Source organism: Vibrio sp. PNB23_22_6, assembly GCF_052877535.1.
Genome location: NZ_JBNFXP010000024.1, coordinates 16,828 through 35,258, shown reverse-complemented (window position 1 = coordinate 35,258; position 18,431 = coordinate 16,828). Strand labels below are relative to the sequence as shown.

Here is an 18,431-nt window from a genome sequence, read left to right as displayed (position 1 = left end):
AGAGAAACTCGCATTGTCATTATTTATCATTACGTTTCTTATCTACTTCTATGCAAAAAATACGCAATACCCATGAACAATTCATGGCTGAAAGTGGCGTTATACACGGCGTATACTCATAAACAGGAAGTTGTGCTTAAGGAATCATTATGTCCATCTGGGAAGGGGTCAATTTCACCCATCGCTTCAGTGAGCTGCCGTCTGCATTTTTTACTCGCGTTGCGCCACAGCCTTTAGACAATCCGCGTTGGGTCGTTTGGAATCGTGATTTGGCTTTGCAGTTTGGTTTGCCAAGACAAGCCGATGATGAATTGTTGAATGTGTTTGCCGGGCAAAGAGAATTTGGATCTTTTGCTCCGCTAGCCATGAAATATGCAGGCCATCAATTTGGCGTTTACAACCCAGATTTGGGCGATGGGCGCGGTTTGCTTTTGGCTGAAATTCAGCACCAAGATGGCACTTGGTTTGATATTCATTTAAAAGGGGCAGGGCTGACGCCGTATTCCCGCATGGGTGATGGTCGGGCGGTGCTACGCTCTACTATTCGTGAATATTTGTGTAGCGAGGCCATGGCGGGTTTGAGTATTCCGACCACCAGAGCGCTCGGTATGATGGACAGTAACACGCCGGTTTATCGTGAGAAGATGGAATACGGCGCTCTGTTGATCCGCATAGCAGAAACGCATATCCGCTTTGGTCATTTCGAGCATTTTTTCTATACCAATCAATTGGCCGAGCAAAAACTGTTGGCTGACAAAGTCATTGAGTGGTATTTCCCAGAGTGCGTTCAAACCGAAAAGCCGTATGCAGCGATGTTTGAGGCTATCGTGGATAAAACCGCTGTAATGATTGCGTTTTGGCAAGCCTACGGTTTTGCTCATGGCGTCATGAATACCGATAACATGTCGATTCTCGGGCAAACCTTTGATTATGGTCCGTTTGGTTTCCTTGACGATTACGATCCAAACTACATTTGTAACCATTCAGATTACCAAGGACGTTACGCATTTGATCAACAGCCGAGAGTTGCACTTTGGAATCTGTCCGCATTGGCGCATGCGTTATCTCCGCTAGTGGAGCGAGAAGATCTAGAAGCCGCATTGGGGCAATTTGAAGTTCGTTTAAGTCAGAAGTTCAGCGAACTGATGCGCGCCAAACTTGGGCTTCATACCAAGGTGGATGAAGATGGACGTTTGTTTGAGGCGATGTTTGAACTCTTAAATCAAAACAAGACCGACTACACTCGTTTTTTCCGCGAGCTTTCTTATCTTGATACCCAAGCGCCCCAAGCGGTGGTCGATTTATGTATTGATCGAGATGCGGCGAGCGCATGGGTAGATTTGTACCTTGCACGTTGTGAGTTGGAAGTGGATCAGCAAGGTGAAGTGGTAACAAGTGAGCAGCGCTGTGAGCGAATGCGTCGGGTCAATCCGAAATACATTCTGCGTAACTACTTGGCTCAGTTGGCTATCGACAAAGCAGAAATTGGGGACTTCACCGAAATAAATCGCCTCGCGGAGATTTTAAAGCACCCTTTCGATGAACACCCAGAGTTTGATGATTACGCCAAGTTGCCACCAGAATGGGGCAAGAAAATGGAAATCAGCTGCTCTTCTTAAATGGGTCATTTTCCACCCATCACTCAGGTTTGTATGGGTGGGTTTTACCCCTCTGAATTCCCATTCTTTATCTCTATGAATATAAGTGCATGATATTTATGATTTAAATGAATTGGTCTGTTACTTGCTCCTTGTCATACATCCGTACCCATCACCCTCTACCCATTTTAGGTACTCATGGAAAGGATGGGATGTGATTCAACAAGGAGAATAATAATGTTTAAGCCTCTAACCCTTTTGTCTGTATCCGCTCTTGCTGTCACCAGTTTTAACGCTGCTGCAAACTGTGATCCGGGTGAAACCGTGATTAAGTTCAGTCACGTAACCAACACCGACAAACACCCGAAAGGCATTGCTGCTTCGCTACTGGAAAAACGTGTTAACGAAGAGATGAACGGCAAAGTTTGTATGCAGGTTTTTCCAAACTCGACCCTTTACGATGACAACAAAGTGCTGGAAGCGCTGCTTAATGGGGATGTTCAACTCGCTGCCCCTTCTCTTTCTAAGTTTGAGAAATTCACCAAGAAGTACCGCATCTTTGACCTTCCATTCCTGTTTGAAGATGTGGCAGCGGTCGACCGTTTCCAAAACTCAGAATCAGGTGAAAAGCTAAAGAACGCGATGAAACGTCGTGGATTGCAGGGCTTGGCGTTCTGGCATAACGGCATGAAGCAGATGTCAGCAAACAAACCGTTGATGTTGCCAAGTGACGCAGAAGGCTTGAAGTTCCGCGTGCAAGCATCGGACGTTTTGGTTGCCCAGTTCGAGCAGCTTGGCGCAAACCCACAAAAAATGTCGTTTAAAGAAGTGTATGGCGGCTTGCAAACCAAGGTTATCGATGGTCAGGAGAACACTTGGTCAAACATCTACGGTAAGAAGTTCTTCGAAGTGCAAGACGGCATTACAGAAACTAACCACGGCATTCTCGATTATCTAGTCGTAACATCGAACGATTTCTGGAAAAAACTACCAGACGATCAACGTGAGCAACTCAATACCATCATTCAAGAAGTCACCGCGCAACGTAATGCGGAATCGACCGAAGTTAACCTTGCTAATAAGAACAACATCATTGAAGCGGGGGGTGTGGTTCGTACTCTGACACCTGAGCAACGCCAAGAGTGGGTGACGGCCCTTCAACCGGTATGGAAGAAGTTTGAGAAAGACATTGGTACGGATCTTATTGATGCCGCTTTAGCATCTAACCAACAGTAACAACATTATTGGCCCTCACGTACTTCGAGATGGGAGAGGGCCATTCTTTCCCAATAATGATGTGATGTAATTATGGAACAGACTTTTTTTGCCAAGGCAGGGCGAATCACGGATGCCATTGAAGAAACGCTGATTGCTTTCTTTCTTGGTGCGATGACGCTGCTCACTTTTGCCAATGTAATTTTTCGTTATGTCTTCAACGACAATATTCTATGGGCGTTAGAACTTACCGTATTCATGTTTGCGTGGATGGTGTTGGTGGGGGCATCTTACGGTGTGAAAAAACATTTTCATATTGGTGTTGATGTGATCATCAATATGGTGTCGGAGCGTAAACGTAAGATTTTTGCACTTCTAGCCGCTGCTTGCTGTTTGGCGTTTTCCGTTCTACTTCTGATTGGTTCTTGGAACTATTGGTATCCGTTTGCAACAGAACGCGCATGGTATGAAACCGACGATATTCCAATGCCAGAGATGTTTCAGTTCTTAGCAGATTGGCTCAATGAAGGCGAACGCTATGAGAAACTGCCACGCTTTATCCCTTATTTTGCGCTGCCACTTGGCATGGCGCTACTAACGTTCCGTTTTGTGCAAATTACTTGGCAAATCGCCACGGGCAAACTCGACCGTTTGATTGCTGGCCATGAAGCGGAAGAAGAGCTGGAAACGCTGAAAGAAGCACTTAGCGAAGCCGCCGATCCGATGCCAAGCGGTTCGTCTTCAAAATCCAACAGTAAGGAGCAATAAATCATGGATATTCTGTTGTTATTCTTGATGGTTATTGGCTTCATGCTGATTGGTGTGCCAATTGCCGTCTCGCTGGGCCTTGCCAGTATTCTTTTCCTGTTGATGCACTCGGACGCCTCTTTGGCTTCGGTGGCCCAAACGTTGTTTAATGCCTTTGCTGGTCACTACACGCTGTTAGCGATCCCTTTCTTTATTTTGGCTTCAAGCTTCATGTCTACTGGTGGCGTTGCGAAGCGCATCATCCGTTTCGCCATCGCTATTGTTGGTTGGTTCCGTGGCGGTCTGGCGATGGCATCTGTGGTGGCGTGTATGATGTTCGCTGCGCTGTCAGGTTCGTCTCCGGCAACGGTGGTGGCAATCGGTAGTATCGTTATCGCAGGGATGATCAAAAACGGTTATTCCAAAGAGTTTGCGGCAGGCGTGATTTGTAATGCGGGGACGTTGGGTATTTTGATCCCCCCTTCCATTGTCATGGTGGTTTACGCAGCAGCAACTGACGTATCGGTAGGACGGATGTTTTTAGGAGGCGTGATTCCTGGGCTACTGGCAGGAGTGATGCTGATGATTGCCATCTACATCGCAGCGCGTATTAAGAATCTGCCTAAGCAACCGTTTGTCGGTTGGCAAGAAACTTTCGATGCCGCTAAAGACGCGAGCTGGGGCTTATTGCTGGTGGTGATCATTCTTGGCGGTATCTACGGTGGTATTTTTACTCCGACGGAAGCTGCTGCCGTTGCGGCGGTATACTCGTTCTTTATCGCTAACTTTGTCTACAAAGACATGGGGCCATTTGCTGATAAGAAAAATACCAAACCCGCGCTGGTTAAAATCTTCCAAACCTTCGTGCATAAAGACACCAAACACACGTTATACGAAGCGGGCAAGTTGACTATCATGCTGCTGTTCATCATTGCCAACGCGTTGATTTTGAAACACGTACTGACTGAAGAACGCATTCCGCAAATGATCACGGAGTCGATGCTTTCAGCGGGTCTTGGTCCGATTACTTTCCTAATTGTGGTCAACGTTTTGTTACTGATTGGTGGCCAGTTTATGGAGCCATCTGGCCTGCTGATTATCGTAGCGCCTTTGGTGTTCCCGATTGCGATTGCTTTGGGCATCGACCCAATTCACCTCGGTATCATGATGGTAGTGAACATGGAGATTGGCATGATAACCCCACCCGTCGGACTCAACTTATTTGTGACTGCCGGGGTGGCGAAGATGTCGATGATGCAGGTAGTGAAAGCGGCGCTGCCATGGGTAGGGGTAATGTTCCTCTTCTTAATCATAGTGACGTACGTACCTTGGGTATCAACGTGGTTGCCAACCACCTTAATGGGGCCAGAAATCATCACTAAGTAACAGCAACTTTTCTCCAAAATACAAGAGGTGTGAATCTTCACACCTCTTCGTAAATTGACTTGCGAGCCTGTAATCGTGGATCAGCGGCTACCCTTCGCTCATACCCCGTCCACTTTTTTCGGATTTTACGTCGATCTTCTCTTGAACGTCGCTCTTCTTGATAGTGCCCATCGACCATCACAGTATCAGTAATGATAGGTATCTTAGTTTTTTCACCCATACCAATATGACCTCGCCTGCTTATTTGGCAAAAGTATGGCTCAAGCTAAAGATAACCACAAATGACGTGGTGCATTTTATTTATACAGGCCCTTATCTAGTTGATAGCGTTGCATTTTGTCATAGAGAGTTTTTCGAGGGACATTCAATTGCTCCATGGTCTGCTTGATGCTGCCGCTGTTTTCCAGTAATGCACTTTCGATGGCCGCTTTCTCAAACTCAGCGACTTGCTCCGCGAGGCTTAGGGCGGTGCTTTCAGTGGGTGTAGTTTGACCGAGTTGCATCAGCTTACCTAATAAAACAAAACGCTCGGCAGCATTACGAAGTTCACGGACATTGCCCGGCCAATCATGAGCCATAAGCTGTGCGAGATCTTGAGAAGAGAGGCTAGGGGAGGTTTTGCCGTAGCGTGAAGCAGCAACCAACAGAAAATGGTGGAACAGTGCGGGGATGTCTTCTTTGCGCTCCTGTAGTGGGGGTAAGTCTAAGGTCACGACGTTTAGACGATAGTAAAGGTCTTGACGAAATGTGCCTTCTTCAGCCGCTTGTCTTAGGTCAACTTTGGTGGCTGCGATAACACGAATATCGAGCGGTAACAGTTCATTCGAACCAACGCGCTCAATCACTCGCTCTTGCAACACTCTAAGTAATCGAATTTGCGCCTGAATCGGCATTGACTCGATTTCGTCCAAAAACAGGGTGCCACCTTGAGCAAATTCAAACTTGCCTATTCGGCGACGATCTGCTCCGGTAAATGCGCCTTTTTCGTGACCATAAAGTTCGCTCTCGATGAGATTTTCAGGTACGGCACCACAGTTCACCGCGACAAAGTTTTGGTTACGACGAGAGCTTTGTTCGTGTAGGGAGCGGGCAATCAGTTCCTTACCTGTCCCTGTTTCGCCAAACAACAAAATATCCGCATCTGTGTCAGCAATGTGAGTGATGGTATCACGTAGCATCTGGATACTTGTGGTTTCTCCAATAATACGCGGACCAAGGGTTTGACTGGCTTTCAGGGATTGACGTAGTTTTTCGTTTTCATTGGTTAACTGGCGTTTCTCAATGGCACGTTTAACGGTTTCAACTAAGTGCTCCGGCGCAAAGGGCTTCTCGATAAAGTCGTATGCGCCTTGATGGAGTGCGTGAACCGCCATGGTAATATCACCATGTCCAGTAATCATGATCACTGGTAGATTCACATCGCGTTGGGTCAGCGTAGTAAGCAAATCCATGCCAGAAATACCCGGCAAGCAAATGTCAGTGACCACTACGCCAACTTCTTCGTCTTGTTGTATGGCAATTAAAGCGGACTCTGCATCCGGAAAAAATTTGGCTTCGATGTCGGCCAGTTCGAAGGTTTGCTCAATGGCTAGCCTGAGATCAACTTCGTCATCGATAAAAAACACCTGGCACATGGTCTTATCCTTCTGGTTGTTCGGCGAGTGGTGAAACAATAGGTAAGCAAAGAGAGAATCGAGCCCCACCTTGTTCTCTATTCTGTGCGCTTAATTTCCCGTTCATACCGGCCAAGATTTGTTGTGAGATAGAAAGCCCCAAACCTAAACCATTTTGTTTGGTGGTTAAGAAAGGTTCGCACAACTCAGTAAGCGTAAAATCGCCAAACCCTGCGCCGTTATCGTCGATATGGATCCAAACACGCTCGAATTCGCTGTCCCGTTTCACAGACAATCGCACTTGTTTATCTTCTTGATCTTTGAGTGCCTCTATCGCATTGGTCAGCAAATTGACCAACACTTGCTCGAGTTGAATGGTATTGATGTACACATCGATATCTTGTCCTAACACGTCCGTTTCTAACGTTACTTGTGCTGATTTGAATGCTGGCTTCATCAGTTCTTTTGCAGAAGCGATAACAGGAAAGAGGCGAGTATGGACGAGCTCGTTACCACTGGTTTTTTTGGCAAAGGAGCGCAATTGTTGGCTGATCTTTGCCATTCTATCAGTGAGGGCAGAGATTCGGGTTAGATTGTCTTTCACCCGATCAAGCTTTTCTTGGTGCAAGAATCGCTTACCGTTTTCTGCAAAGCTACGGATTGCCGCCAGTGGGTTATTTAACTCATGACTGATGCTCGCAGACATTTGCCCCAATACTGCGAGTTTGGCGGCTTGAACCAGTTCATCTTGAGTGATGCGCAAGGTTTGTTCTGTTTCTGTTCGCTGTGCAATTTCGGCCTGTAATTCAGCAGTTCGAGCCATGACTTGATACTCGAGCTGTTGATTGGCTTTCTGTTGTATTCGCTCAAAATGTAAACGGCGTTGTTGACGGTGATAAACGAGTTGCCCGATTAAGAACAATATCGTAAAGGTAAGCGTGAGTATCAGTAGATAGCCTAACGTTAACCAAACAACGCTCTGTTTGGGAGACAGGACGCGAATCGTCAGTTTAAGCTCAGGCAAAGACAACGAAGAGACCACCAGAGTGCCTTTATTATAAGGGTAACCTTGTTTTACCTCTGAGTGGGGGGCATCCAAGCTGCCGATAAAATTCAGTGATTTAACGGAAGTATCTAGATATTGTCGATTAGCCCACAGTTCTGCTTTTTGGATATCGTTGAGCGGCTGTAAGCTTTTAAATAGCCAGTCATTGCGACTGCTCATAAAGACAATCCCGTATGGATCATTGGCAACAAAAATACTTTTTGGATGCTGCCAGTTATCTTCAATTTTGTCTAAATCCATTTTGACCACGATGACCCCAATGACCCCTCCAGCGTAGGCGATAGGGTAGGAGTAGTAATAGCCTCGCTTACCAGAGGTTGAACCTAGGGCGTAATATTGGCTGCTCTCGCCGATGACGGCTTGTTTAAAGTAGGGGCGAAATGCAAAGTTTCGACCAATAAACGAACGTGTTTTACGCCAGTTACTCGCGGCGATAGTCGTCCCCCATTTATCAATAAGGTAAGTATCAGCGGCTTCAATGACATGGTTCACGGACTCAAGGTAACGGTTAGTGATTTCCAACTGGGCAGTGTTGGTTGGGTTAAGCAGAGCTTCAATCAGTGGTTCATCTTTGGAAAGCAGTTGCGGAATATGGGCGTATTTATCGAGTTTGTTCTGTATATGGTTGGAAAACCGCTCGAGTTGAGCTTGATGTTTGTCGAGTAGAGATTGGTAACTGCTGTACCACACCCAGCGACCACCAACGAGTGCAAAAAAGAGATAGAAGGCGAAAAAAATCAGTAGAATACAATTTCGCTGTGCCATCCTTTTGCTCCTTGACCTGTTTTTTGGTTTACGTAACGAAATGTTAATGTTTTGTAGGAGAGAATGGGGGGTTAGTTTTCAACTCTGTGGAGTAAAACAAGAGCAAGATCTCTTTTTACGCTTTTCAATAAAAAAAGCAGTCGATTCTCTTGAAAAAGTCGCTATTGTCCCCATTCTAGATATGCTGGCTCGGGTAAAGCGGTGTTGAAATGACATTTTTCGCAGATATTTGAGTCGGTATTCGAGAATTTAGCGCAGACAATGTCCACATAGTGGCTATTGGCTCGACAGGGTAGCGACAGATCGCTAGAATGTCGCGTCTAAAATTCTGTCCTGAGGCTAATAGGAGATACCTTTGGCGTTTCGTTGAAGATATCACTGATTAGTCAGGTGTTGATTTACAACATCGATACTCGTTTTAAATTAGGTGTTCGGACGGAACACTACACAAGGATGAAGCGTGAACTCAAAGATTCTCGCTCATACGCTCGAAAAACCGAGCCACTTTAGAGGTTTATATATAATGCAAGTTACTGTTGAAACGCTAGAAGGCCTAGAGCGCCGTCTAAACATTACTGTTCCAGCCGCAAACATCGAAGACGCTGTAACAGCTGAACTACGCAACATCGCTAAAAACCGTCGTTTCGATGGCTTCCGTAAGGGTAAAGTGCCTCTAAAAATGGTTGCTAAGATGTACGGCAAAGCAGTACGTCAAGACGTTCTTGGTGAAGTTATGCAACGTCACTTCATCGAAGCGATCGTAAAAGAGAAAATCAACCCAGCTGGCGCACCAACTTTCGCACCTGTTGAAAACAACGAAGGCGCAGATCTAGTATTCACTGCAACTTTCGAAGTTTACCCAGAAGTTGAGCTTAAAGGCCTAGAAAGCATCACTGTTGAAAAACCAACAACAGAAGTTAAAGATGCAGACGTAGAAGAGATGATCGAAACTTTACGTAAGCAACAAGCGACTTGGACTGAAGTTGAAGAAGCAGCAGAAGCTGGTAAGCGCGTAAGCATCGATTTCGTTGGCTCTATCGACGGTGAAGAGTTCGAAGGCGGTAAAGCTGAGAACTTCCCTCTAGAAATGGGCGCAGGTCGTATGATCCCAGGTTTCGAAGACGGTATCGAAGGTAAAACTAAAGGTATGGAATTCGAAATCGACGTAAACTTCCCAGAAGATTACCACGCTGAAAACCTAAAAGGCAAAGCAGCTAAGTTCGCAATCAAAGTGAACAAAGTTGAAGCACGTGAACTTCCAGAACTAAACGACGAGTTCGTTGCTAAGTTTGGTGTTGTTGAAGGTGGTGTTGACGCTCTTAAAGCTGAAGTTCGCAAGAACATGGAGCGCGAGCTTAAGCAAGCTGTTAAGAACCGCATCAAAGAGCAAGCAATCGACGGTCTAGTTGAGCAAAACGACATCGACGTTCCTGCTGCACTTATCGACCAAGAGATCCACGTTCTACGTCAACAAGCTGCACAACGCTTCGGCGGTAACCCAGAAGCTGCTGCACAGCTTCCACGTGAACTATTCGAAGAGCAAGCTAAACGTCGCGTAGTGGTTGGCCTTCTACTAGGTGAAGTGATCAAGTCTGAAGAGCTAAAAGCGGATGACGAGAAAGTGAAAGCGCTAATCGAAGAAATGGCGACTGCATACGAAGATCCATCAGAAGTTGTTGCTTACTACGAGCAAAACGAGCAAATGATGAACAACATGCGTAACGTTGCTCTAGAAGAGCAAGCTATCGACGCGATCATCGCTAAAGCACAGGTTACTGAGAAAGAAGTAGGCTTCAACGAGCTACTTAACCAACAGCCTGCAGCTTAATAAGCAATATCTTGCGTAGAAGGTTGACTTATCGTTAACTATTCTGCTAACAATGGTCCGTATGATACCCATCATCCGGGCCATTTATTTTAGGGACATAAGAATATGAGCTACCAAGAAAAAAATGCAATGTCGCCAATTATTGACGCGCTAGTACCAATGGTGGTTGAACAAACTTCCCGTGGTGAACGCTCTTACGACATCTACTCACGCTTACTTAAAGAGCGCGTGATTTTTTTAACGGGTCAAGTGGAAGACCACATGGCAAACCTTGTCGTGGCTCAACTACTTTTCCTAGAATCTGAAAATCCAGATAAAGATATTTTCCTATACATCAACTCTCCAGGCGGTAGCGTGACAGCAGGTATGTCTATTTACGACACTATGCAGTTCATCAAGCCAAATGTAAGCACTGTATGTATGGGTCAAGCTTGCTCAATGGGTGCATTCCTGCTTGCAGGTGGTGCGCCAGGTAAGCGTTATGTTCTGCCTAACTCACGTGTGATGATCCACCAACCACTTGGTGGCTTCCAAGGTCAGGCTTCTGATATCCAAATTCATGCACAAGAAATTTTGACCATCAAGCATAAGCTAAATAATCTATTAGCGGAGCACACTGGCCAACCTCTTGAAGTGATTGAACGTGATACAGATCGTGACAACTTCATGTCGTCAGATCAAGCGGTAGAATACGGTATTGTGGATGCAGTGTTGAGCCATCGCGGCGAATAATTTAGCCAGCGCATTTTGGCTAAATTTGATATACACTGATTCATAAAGAGTAAAGGCTAAGAGGTTAGCGAATGACAGATAAAAGCAAAGAAAGTGGCAGCGGCAAATTGCTGTATTGCTCTTTCTGTGGCAAAAGTCAGCACGAAGTTCGCAAGCTAATCGCAGGTCCGTCAGTTTACATTTGTGACGAGTGTGTCGACTTATGTAACGATATTATTCGCGAAGAAATCAAGGATGTTCTCCCTAAGAAAGAATCTGAAGCGTTACCAACGCCAAAACAGATCCGTGAACACCTTGATGACTATGTGATCGGACAAGATTACGCGAAAAAAGTGCTCGCAGTTGCGGTATATAACCACTACAAGCGTTTACGCAATGGTGATACAACGAGCGAAGGTGTGGAGCTTGGTAAGAGTAACATCCTTCTAATTGGTCCAACGGGTAGTGGTAAAACGCTTCTTGCTGAGACGCTAGCTCGTTTCTTGGATGTGCCATTTACTATGGCTGATGCAACCACATTAACCGAAGCGGGTTATGTGGGCGAAGATGTGGAAAACATCATCCAGAAGCTTCTGCAAAAATGTGATTACGATGTAGCGAAGGCTGAACGCGGCATTGTGTACATTGATGAAATTGACAAGATTTCTCGTAAAGCTGAAAACCCATCAATTACGCGTGACGTATCTGGTGAAGGTGTTCAGCAGGCACTACTGAAACTTATCGAAGGTACGGTTGCATCGGTTCCACCACAAGGTGGTCGTAAGCATCCGCAGCAAGAATTCCTACAAGTGGACACGTCTAAGATCCTGTTCATCTGTGGCGGTGCATTTGCTGGCCTAGATAAAGTGATTGAACAGCGTGTAGCGACAGGTGCAGGTATCGGTTTTGGCGCAGAAGTGCGTTCTAAAAACGAAACCAAAACCGTCGGTGAGTTGTTCATGCAAGTTGAGCCAGAAGATCTAGTGAAGTATGGTTTGATTCCTGAATTCATTGGTCGTTTACCAGTAACAACAACGTTGACTGAGCTTGATGAAGAAGCGCTAATTCAGATCCTATGTGAACCGAAGAATGCACTGACCAAGCAATATGCAGCATTGTTTGAGCTAGAAAATGCCGAGCTTGAATTCCGTGAAGACGCACTGCGTGCTATTGCTAAGAAAGCAATGGAGCGTAAAACCGGTGCTCGTGGTTTACGTTCAATTCTTGAAAGTGTACTACTGGAAACCATGTACGAACTGCCATCTGCGACAGATGTGAGTAAAGTTGTGATTGATGAATCCGTGATTAACGGAGAGTCAGAACCATTGCTTATTTACAGTAATGCCGACAGCCAGGCCGCTGGCGCAGAATAAAAACAGCGATGAATAAAAAGGAGGTAAGTAATTACCTCCTTTTTTTATTTCTGTTATTGAATCCAAGCAATTAGCCCCCATATACTGCCTTAAGTAATACGTTAAACGTGAAAGCGGAAGAGAGAATTATATGAACTTGGAACGTTCCGAGCGTATCGAGATCCCGGTACTACCTCTACGTGACGTAGTGGTTTACCCGCACATGGTTATTCCATTGTTTGTTGGTCGCGAGAAATCGATTAGCTGTTTAGAAACGGCAATGGAAACCAACAAACAAGTTCTGCTTGTGGCACAAAAGCAAGCGGATACTGACGAACCGACGGTTGATGACCTATTTGAAGTAGGTACAGTGGCAACCATTCTCCAACTGCTGAAGCTACCAGATGGCACAGTAAAAGTACTGGTCGAAGGTCAGCAGCGTGCGAAGATTAATCATTTCAAAGAGAGCGAGTTTTTCTTGGCTGAGGCGGAATTTATCGTTACGCCTGAGCTGGATGAACGAGAGCAAGAAGTGGTTGTACGCAGTGCGATCAATCAGTTTGAAGGCTTTATCAAACTCAATAAAAAGATCCCACCTGAAGTACTGACTTCGTTAAACGGCATCGACGAAGCGGCACGCCTGGCTGATACCATTGCAGCGCATATGCCTCTAAAATTGGTTGATAAGCAGCAAGTGCTTGAAACGACAGATATCTCTGAGCGTCTTGAGTTCTTGATGGGGCAGATGGAATCAGAGATTGACCTACTGCAAGTGGAGAAACGCATCCGTGGCCGCGTGAAAAAGCAGATGGAAAAATCTCAGCGCGAGTACTACCTGAATGAGCAAATGAAAGCCATTCAGAAAGAACTGGGTGAGATGGAAGATGCGCCGGATGAGTTCGAAACTCTGAAGCAGAAGATTGAAGAATCAAAAATGCCTCAGGAAGCACGTGAGAAGACTGAACAAGAGTTGCAAAAGCTTAAGATGATGTCTCCAATGTCTGCCGAAGCGACAGTGGTGCGTAGCTACATCGACTGGATGGTGAGCGTGCCTTGGAATAAGCGTTCTAAAGTGAAGAAGAACTTAGCGAAAGCAGAAGAGATTCTAAACGAAGACCATTACGGTCTAGAACGCGTGAAAGAACGTATCCTCGAATACTTGGCGGTACAAAACCGTATTAACAAGCTAAAAGGTCCGATCCTTTGCCTTGTTGGTCCTCCAGGTGTGGGTAAAACATCACTAGGTCGCTCTATTGCGGCTGCGACAGGTCGTAAATATACTCGCATGGCTCTAGGTGGCGTGCGTGATGAAGCGGAAATTCGTGGTCACCGTCGTACTTATATCGGTTCGTTGCCAGGTAAACTCATTCAGAAAATGTCGAAAGTTGGCGTGAAAAACCCACTTTTCCTTTTAGATGAAATCGACAAGATGTCGTCAGATATGCGTGGCGATCCGTCTTCTGCACTGCTTGAAGTCCTAGACCCAGAGCAAAACAATGCGTTCAACGATCACTATCTAGAAGTGGATTACGATCTGTCTGACGTGATGTTTGTTGCAACGTCGAACTCGATGGATATTCCTGGTCCACTACTAGACCGTATGGAAGTGATTCGCCTATCTGGTTACACAGAAGACGAGAAGCTAAATATCGCGAAACGCCACCTTGTTGATAAGCAAGTTCAGCGTAATGGTCTGAAGGCAAACGAAATTATTATCGAAGATTCTGCAATCATCGGCATTATTCGTTACTACACGCGTGAAGCGGGTGTACGTAATCTAGAGCGTGAGATTTCCAAGATCTGCCGTAAAGCAGTGAAGAATATCCTGCTTGATAGCAGCTTGAAGTCAGTAACCGTAACGATGGACAACCTAAAAGAATACTTAGGCGTACAACGTCATGATTTCGGTAAAGCAGACGACAGCAATCGTATCGGTCAAGTTACGGGTCTAGCTTGGACACAAGTTGGCGGTGATCTGCTGACGATTGAAACCGAATCGATGCCAGGTAAAGGTAAGTTGACGCAAACAGGTTCACTTGGCGATGTCATGAAAGAGTCGATCCAAGCGGCAATGACGGTTGTACGTTCACGTGCCGAAAAACTAGGCATTAACTCAGACTTCTACGAGAAGCGTGATATTCACGTACACGTTCCTGAGGGCGCAACACCAAAAGATGGCCCAAGTGCCGGTATTGCAATGTGTACTGCACTGGTTTCTAGCTTGACGGGGAATCCGGTTAAAGCCGAAGTGGGTATGACAGGGGAAATCACGCTACGTGGTGAAGTTTTACCGATTGGTGGCCTGAAAGAGAAGTTACTTGCGGCACATCGTGGTGGCATCAAAACTGTGTTGATTCCGAAAGACAACGAGCGTGATTTGGAAGAGATTCCAGAAAATGTTATCGCAGATCTGAAGGTTATCCCGGTACAGTGGATTGACGAAGTTTTGAAAGTTGCACTAGAGCGAGACCCGACTGGCGTTGAGTTTGACGCGAAAAAATAGTGATATGCAGCAAAAATAAGTAAAAGTTTACGCTGATAGGCCCGAAAAGGCTTGTCAGCGTTTTTTTTGGAAGCTAACTTAGGCTCGATAGCTGCCAGCCCTTGAAATACAAGGGGTGACAACTTTTTCTTTATTATGGAACGAAAGTCATCACAAAAATAATCACAGATGACGTTAAGGGGAAATCACAGTGAATAAAACTCAATTAGTAGAACAAATTGCAGAAAACGCAGACATCTCTAAAGCATCAGCTGGCCGTGCTCTAGACGCATTCATCGAAGCAGTAAGTGGTACGCTTCAATCTGGTGACCAAGTTGCTCTAGTTGGCTTCGGTACATTCAGCCTTCGCACTCGTGCAGCACGTACTGGCCGCAACCCAAAAACGGGTGAAGAAATCCAAATCGCAGAAGCTAAAGTTCCTGCTTTCAAAGCAGGTAAAGCTCTAAAAGACGCTTGTAACTAATCCTAAGCGGATAGAAGCGTCGGCATTTGCATGACTTTTGCTCAAACAGTCCGTTTGGAACAAAAATTTACAAACTCGTCGCCGAACTTTTTTAAAATATGCGCATCCTACTGATGCGCATTTCTTTTTCTGATATTATCGCGTCATTACATTTTCTAGTAGAAGCAGTTGGCTTCAATTGTGGAGAGCAGTTAAATTATGATGGATCGACTACGCGAAGGCGTGAATAGCATCGCGGTCAAAATTATCCTTGGACTTATCATCCTTTCTTTCGTCTTTGCAGGTGTAGGTAGCTACATCGTTGGCGGTAGTAACAACGTCGCCGCTAAAGTAGGGAATACCGAAATTGCTCGTGGTGAGTTCGAGATGGCCTACCAAAATGAGCGTAATCGCATGCAATCTCAATTGGGTGATTACTTCTCTCAAATGCTGGCAGACCCTGCATACGTTGAATCTTTCCGAAAATCCGTTCTCGATCGCATGATTAATGACGTATTGCTTGACCAACAAGCAGAAGCGCTTGGTCTACGTATTAGTGATGCGCAAGTTCGTAGCATGATTCTAGAAATGCCTCAGTTCCAATCTAACGGCAAGTTCGATCAAGAGATCTACCAAGCGTCTCTGCGTCGTGCTGGTTTCTCTCCAGACTCTTTTGCAGAGTACATGCGTCGTGAATTGGTTCGTGAGCAATTATTGAACGCATTGCAAACCAGTGAATTCACACTACCTGGCGAAGTTCAGGCAGAAGGTAAGCTGTTTACTCAAACTCGTGATATTCGTACCGTAACGATCGATTTGGCTGAGTTTGCAAAACATGTCAATCTAACTGATGAAGAAATTCAAGCGTACTACAAAGCAAACCCAGATAACTTTACTCGTCCAGAGCAGGTTAAAGTTGCTTATATCGAACTTTCTGCTCAAGAGTTGAAAAAGCAAATCCAAGTTTCTGACGAAGAAGTTAAGAAATACTACGATGAGCATCAAAATAAGTACTCTTCTGAAGAGCAACGCCGCGTAGCACACATCCTAGTGGAAGGTGATGACGAAGCGAAAGCACAAGCGATTCTTGATGAGCTAAACGCTGGTGCAGACTTTGCCGCTGTTGCTCAAGAAAAATCGGACGACTTCGGTAGCGCTGAAAACGGCGGTGACCTAGGTTGGATTGAGCGTGATGTGATGGACCCTGCATTTGAAAATGCCGCCTTCGCACTTAAGAACCCAGGCGATATGTCAGGTCTAGTTAAGTCTGATTTCGGTTACCACATCATCAAGCTTGAAGAGCTAAAAGATTCCGTTGCGAAGCCTTTCTCTGAAGTCGCAGCAGAAATCAAACAAGAAATGGTTGACCAGAAAGCGGTCGATCAATTCTACGAGCTACAAAACGAGCTTGAGAAAGTGGCGTTTGAATACCCTGATTCTCTAGACGATGCTTCTAAAGCCGTTGGTCAGAAAGTGAAGACAACCGACTTCATCTCTCAAGTTGATGCTCCTGAAGTTCTTAAGAACCAAGCGGTAATGCAAGCAATCTTGAGCCCTGAAGTGAAAGAAGACGGTCTGAACTCTGAAGCTATCGAGGTAGCACCAGAGCACATTATCGTGGTTCGTGTTGAAGGCGCTCGCAACGAGACAGTACTTCCTCTTGCTGAAGTGAAAGACCAAGCGGTTGCTGAGCTATCTCGCGTTAAGGGCGAGCAGGGTGCGATGGAACTGGCGACTAAGGTTGTTGCAGCCCTTAAAGAAGGTAACACAGCCGTTCTTGCGGAAAACAATCTAGAGTTTGGTGAGCAAGAATCCATTGACCGCCGTTCACCGCTTGCGACAACGGTATTTGCAATGGCAAAACCAGTGGACGGCAAGCCAGTGTATGCTCAGTCTAAAGACCTTGAAGGCGACATCGTAGTTATCGAGCTAGATGGTGTGCATGCAGCGCTAGATAGCTCTCTAGAAGAGCAAGTCGCAATGCAAATGCAACGAGTATCATCACAGCAAGATCTGACTTCTGTTCTTGCAGTATTACGTGAAAATACGGAAATCGAATACTTTGTTGTGAGCAACTAAGCACAATACATGTAATTTGTATGTTAACAAAAACGGGTCGCATTAGCGGCCCGTTTTATTTTTCTCGGTCGTGCCTTCAATGTCATCGGCGTATTTTCTAGAGTAGTGGTAATTTTTAATCACAATAACTCAGGAGAAAATGGAATAATGAAATGGATGTTAACTTTGTGCCTAATGTTGTTGGCCCCAATGGGCTGGGCGGCAGATAGTAAAGTCGCGAACGGTAAAGCAGAAAAATACGAAGGTATTGAAATCACCGTCAATGTGAACACGGCTTCAGCGGAAGAAATCGCCACTTTACTGAAGGGGATTGGTGAGAAGAAAGCCAAAGATATTGTTGAATATCGCAATGAGCACGGTCCATTTAAAACTGCAGCGGATCTGAGCAAAGTGAAAGGCATCGGAGAGGCGACGGTGAAGAAGAACGAAGCACGTATTTTGTTGTAATCAATGTTCTACCATTGAGAAGCTAAGTTTGTTGTGTCCGAACCTTACTTTCCCGAACCAGCACTTTTTACTGGTTCGGGATTTTATTCATTGTTTTAACGCTAAAGTATTTTTTACCCAAAGAGGCTTAGCCAAAGAGACGGCGATGCATTAATTTTTCTACCCCTGCCATCCCTAAGCCGCCAATTGCACCAAGCAGGTGAGCATCAACCGCAACGCGTGCGCCAATCATAGCCGAAGTACTGGGCGATGGCCCGTAGAATTGCTCCCAAGCGATTTTAGCGACAAGCCCGGCCACCAGTAGCAAGCTGCTTCTTCTACCCTCGAATACTTCTCTCAGCGCCCAAAAGCCAAATAGTCCATGTAACACACCAGACAGACCGACATAAATCGACATATTGGTGAATAAGTTCATCGCACCAATGAAGGTACACAGAATAAGAAATACGATGGAGAAGTTACGAACGCTCGGCCGAAAGATAAAACTGATGACCCACAAACCCGCTAAGTTCATACCAAGATGAGCAAAGTTGGTATGCGTTAGATTTCCTGTTACGATTCGCCACCATTCTCCATGGCGAATATTGTAGGCGTGCCATTCGGCAAGGCTGGCCATTGGTTCGAATTGCAGTACTAAGCAGATAATGCTGATGATTGTCAGCAATGTATAAAGGTTCAC

15 protein-coding genes are annotated in these 18,431 nt (G+C 45.6%); 11 read left to right on the top strand and 4 right to left on the bottom strand.

The annotated features are described in order from the left end of the window. Window positions 1–149 precede the first annotated feature (149 nt). The 4 genes from ACVA54_RS16335 to ACVA54_RS16320 all read left to right on the top strand — a co-directional run bounded on the left by ACVA54_RS16335 (window position 150) and on the right by ACVA54_RS16320 (window position 4,946). On the top strand, window positions 150–1,619 hold the full coding sequence (locus tag ACVA54_RS16335; protein ID WP_099080339.1) for a protein adenylyltransferase SelO: 1,470 nt from the start codon (window positions 150–152) through the stop codon (window positions 1,617–1,619). 216 nt (window positions 1,620–1,835) lie between these two features. Beyond that, window positions 1,836–2,834, top strand: coding sequence for a TRAP transporter substrate-binding protein (locus ACVA54_RS16330; RefSeq protein WP_099080338.1), 999 nt, complete (start codon window positions 1,836–1,838; stop codon window positions 2,832–2,834). Between the two features lie 72 nt (window positions 2,835–2,906). Further along, the gene (locus ACVA54_RS16325) at window positions 2,907–3,581 is read left to right on the top strand and encodes a TRAP transporter small permease (protein WP_099080337.1); all 675 of its coding nucleotides are present in this window, start codon (window positions 2,907–2,909) and stop codon (window positions 3,579–3,581) included. Window positions 3,582–3,584: 3 nt separating this feature from the next. Beyond that, the gene (locus ACVA54_RS16320; RefSeq protein WP_099080336.1) at window positions 3,585–4,946 is read left to right on the top strand and encodes a TRAP transporter large permease; all 1,362 of its coding nucleotides are present in this window, start codon (window positions 3,585–3,587) and stop codon (window positions 4,944–4,946) included. A gap of 37 nt (window positions 4,947–4,983) precedes the next feature. Here the strand turns inward: ACVA54_RS16320 and ACVA54_RS16315 are convergent, their stop codons facing one another. The 3 genes from ACVA54_RS16315 to ACVA54_RS16305 form a co-directional block, all read right to left on the bottom strand. After that, entirely contained in the window at window positions 4,984–5,166 is a 183-nt protein-coding gene (locus ACVA54_RS16315) for a hypothetical protein (RefSeq protein ID WP_099080335.1), read from the bottom strand. A 76-nt stretch (window positions 5,167–5,242) separates the two neighbouring features. After that, window positions 5,243–6,580 (bottom strand): sigma-54-dependent transcriptional regulator, encoded by a 1,338-nt coding sequence (locus tag ACVA54_RS16310; protein ID WP_099080334.1) that lies wholly within the window; start codon window positions 6,578–6,580, stop codon window positions 5,243–5,245. 4 nt (window positions 6,581–6,584) lie between these two features. Then, the gene (locus ACVA54_RS16305; RefSeq protein WP_446641786.1) at window positions 6,585–8,390 is read right to left on the bottom strand and encodes a sensor histidine kinase; all 1,806 of its coding nucleotides are present in this window, start codon (window positions 8,388–8,390) and stop codon (window positions 6,585–6,587) included. Between the two features lie 523 nt (window positions 8,391–8,913). On the opposite strand from ACVA54_RS16305, the gene tig reads away from it, so the two are divergent. The 7 genes from tig to ACVA54_RS16270 all read left to right on the top strand — a co-directional run bounded on the left by tig (window position 8,914) and on the right by ACVA54_RS16270 (window position 17,752). Further along, window positions 8,914–10,218 (top strand): trigger factor, encoded by a 1,305-nt coding sequence (gene tig, locus ACVA54_RS16300; protein WP_446641785.1) that lies wholly within the window; start codon window positions 8,914–8,916, stop codon window positions 10,216–10,218. A gap of 105 nt (window positions 10,219–10,323) precedes the next feature. Next, complete coding sequence (gene clpP, locus ACVA54_RS16295) at window positions 10,324–10,950, top strand: ATP-dependent Clp endopeptidase proteolytic subunit ClpP (RefSeq protein ID WP_099080331.1); 627 nt, start codon at window positions 10,324–10,326, stop codon at window positions 10,948–10,950. A gap of 71 nt (window positions 10,951–11,021) precedes the next feature. Then, on the top strand, window positions 11,022–12,302 hold the full coding sequence (gene clpX / locus ACVA54_RS16290) for an ATP-dependent protease ATP-binding subunit ClpX (protein WP_099080330.1): 1,281 nt from the start codon (window positions 11,022–11,024) through the stop codon (window positions 12,300–12,302). A gap of 130 nt (window positions 12,303–12,432) precedes the next feature. Continuing rightward, entirely contained in the window at window positions 12,433–14,784 is a 2,352-nt protein-coding gene (lon, locus tag ACVA54_RS16285; protein WP_099080329.1) for an endopeptidase La, read from the top strand. A gap of 190 nt (window positions 14,785–14,974) precedes the next feature. Continuing rightward, the gene (locus ACVA54_RS16280) at window positions 14,975–15,247 is read left to right on the top strand and encodes an HU family DNA-binding protein (RefSeq protein WP_099080328.1); all 273 of its coding nucleotides are present in this window, start codon (window positions 14,975–14,977) and stop codon (window positions 15,245–15,247) included. A gap of 198 nt (window positions 15,248–15,445) precedes the next feature. Next, entirely contained in the window at window positions 15,446–17,305 is a 1,860-nt protein-coding gene (gene ppiD / locus ACVA54_RS16275) for a peptidylprolyl isomerase (RefSeq protein ID WP_099080327.1), read from the top strand. A 147-nt stretch (window positions 17,306–17,452) separates the two neighbouring features. Then, complete coding sequence (locus ACVA54_RS16270; protein ID WP_099080326.1) at window positions 17,453–17,752, top strand: ComEA family DNA-binding protein; 300 nt, start codon at window positions 17,453–17,455, stop codon at window positions 17,750–17,752. A 127-nt stretch (window positions 17,753–17,879) separates the two neighbouring features. Here ACVA54_RS16270 and rrtA read toward each other — a convergent pair whose 3' ends face one another. Beyond that, complete coding sequence (rrtA, locus tag ACVA54_RS16265) at window positions 17,880–18,431, bottom strand: rhombosortase (protein WP_446617490.1); 552 nt, start codon at window positions 18,429–18,431, stop codon at window positions 17,880–17,882.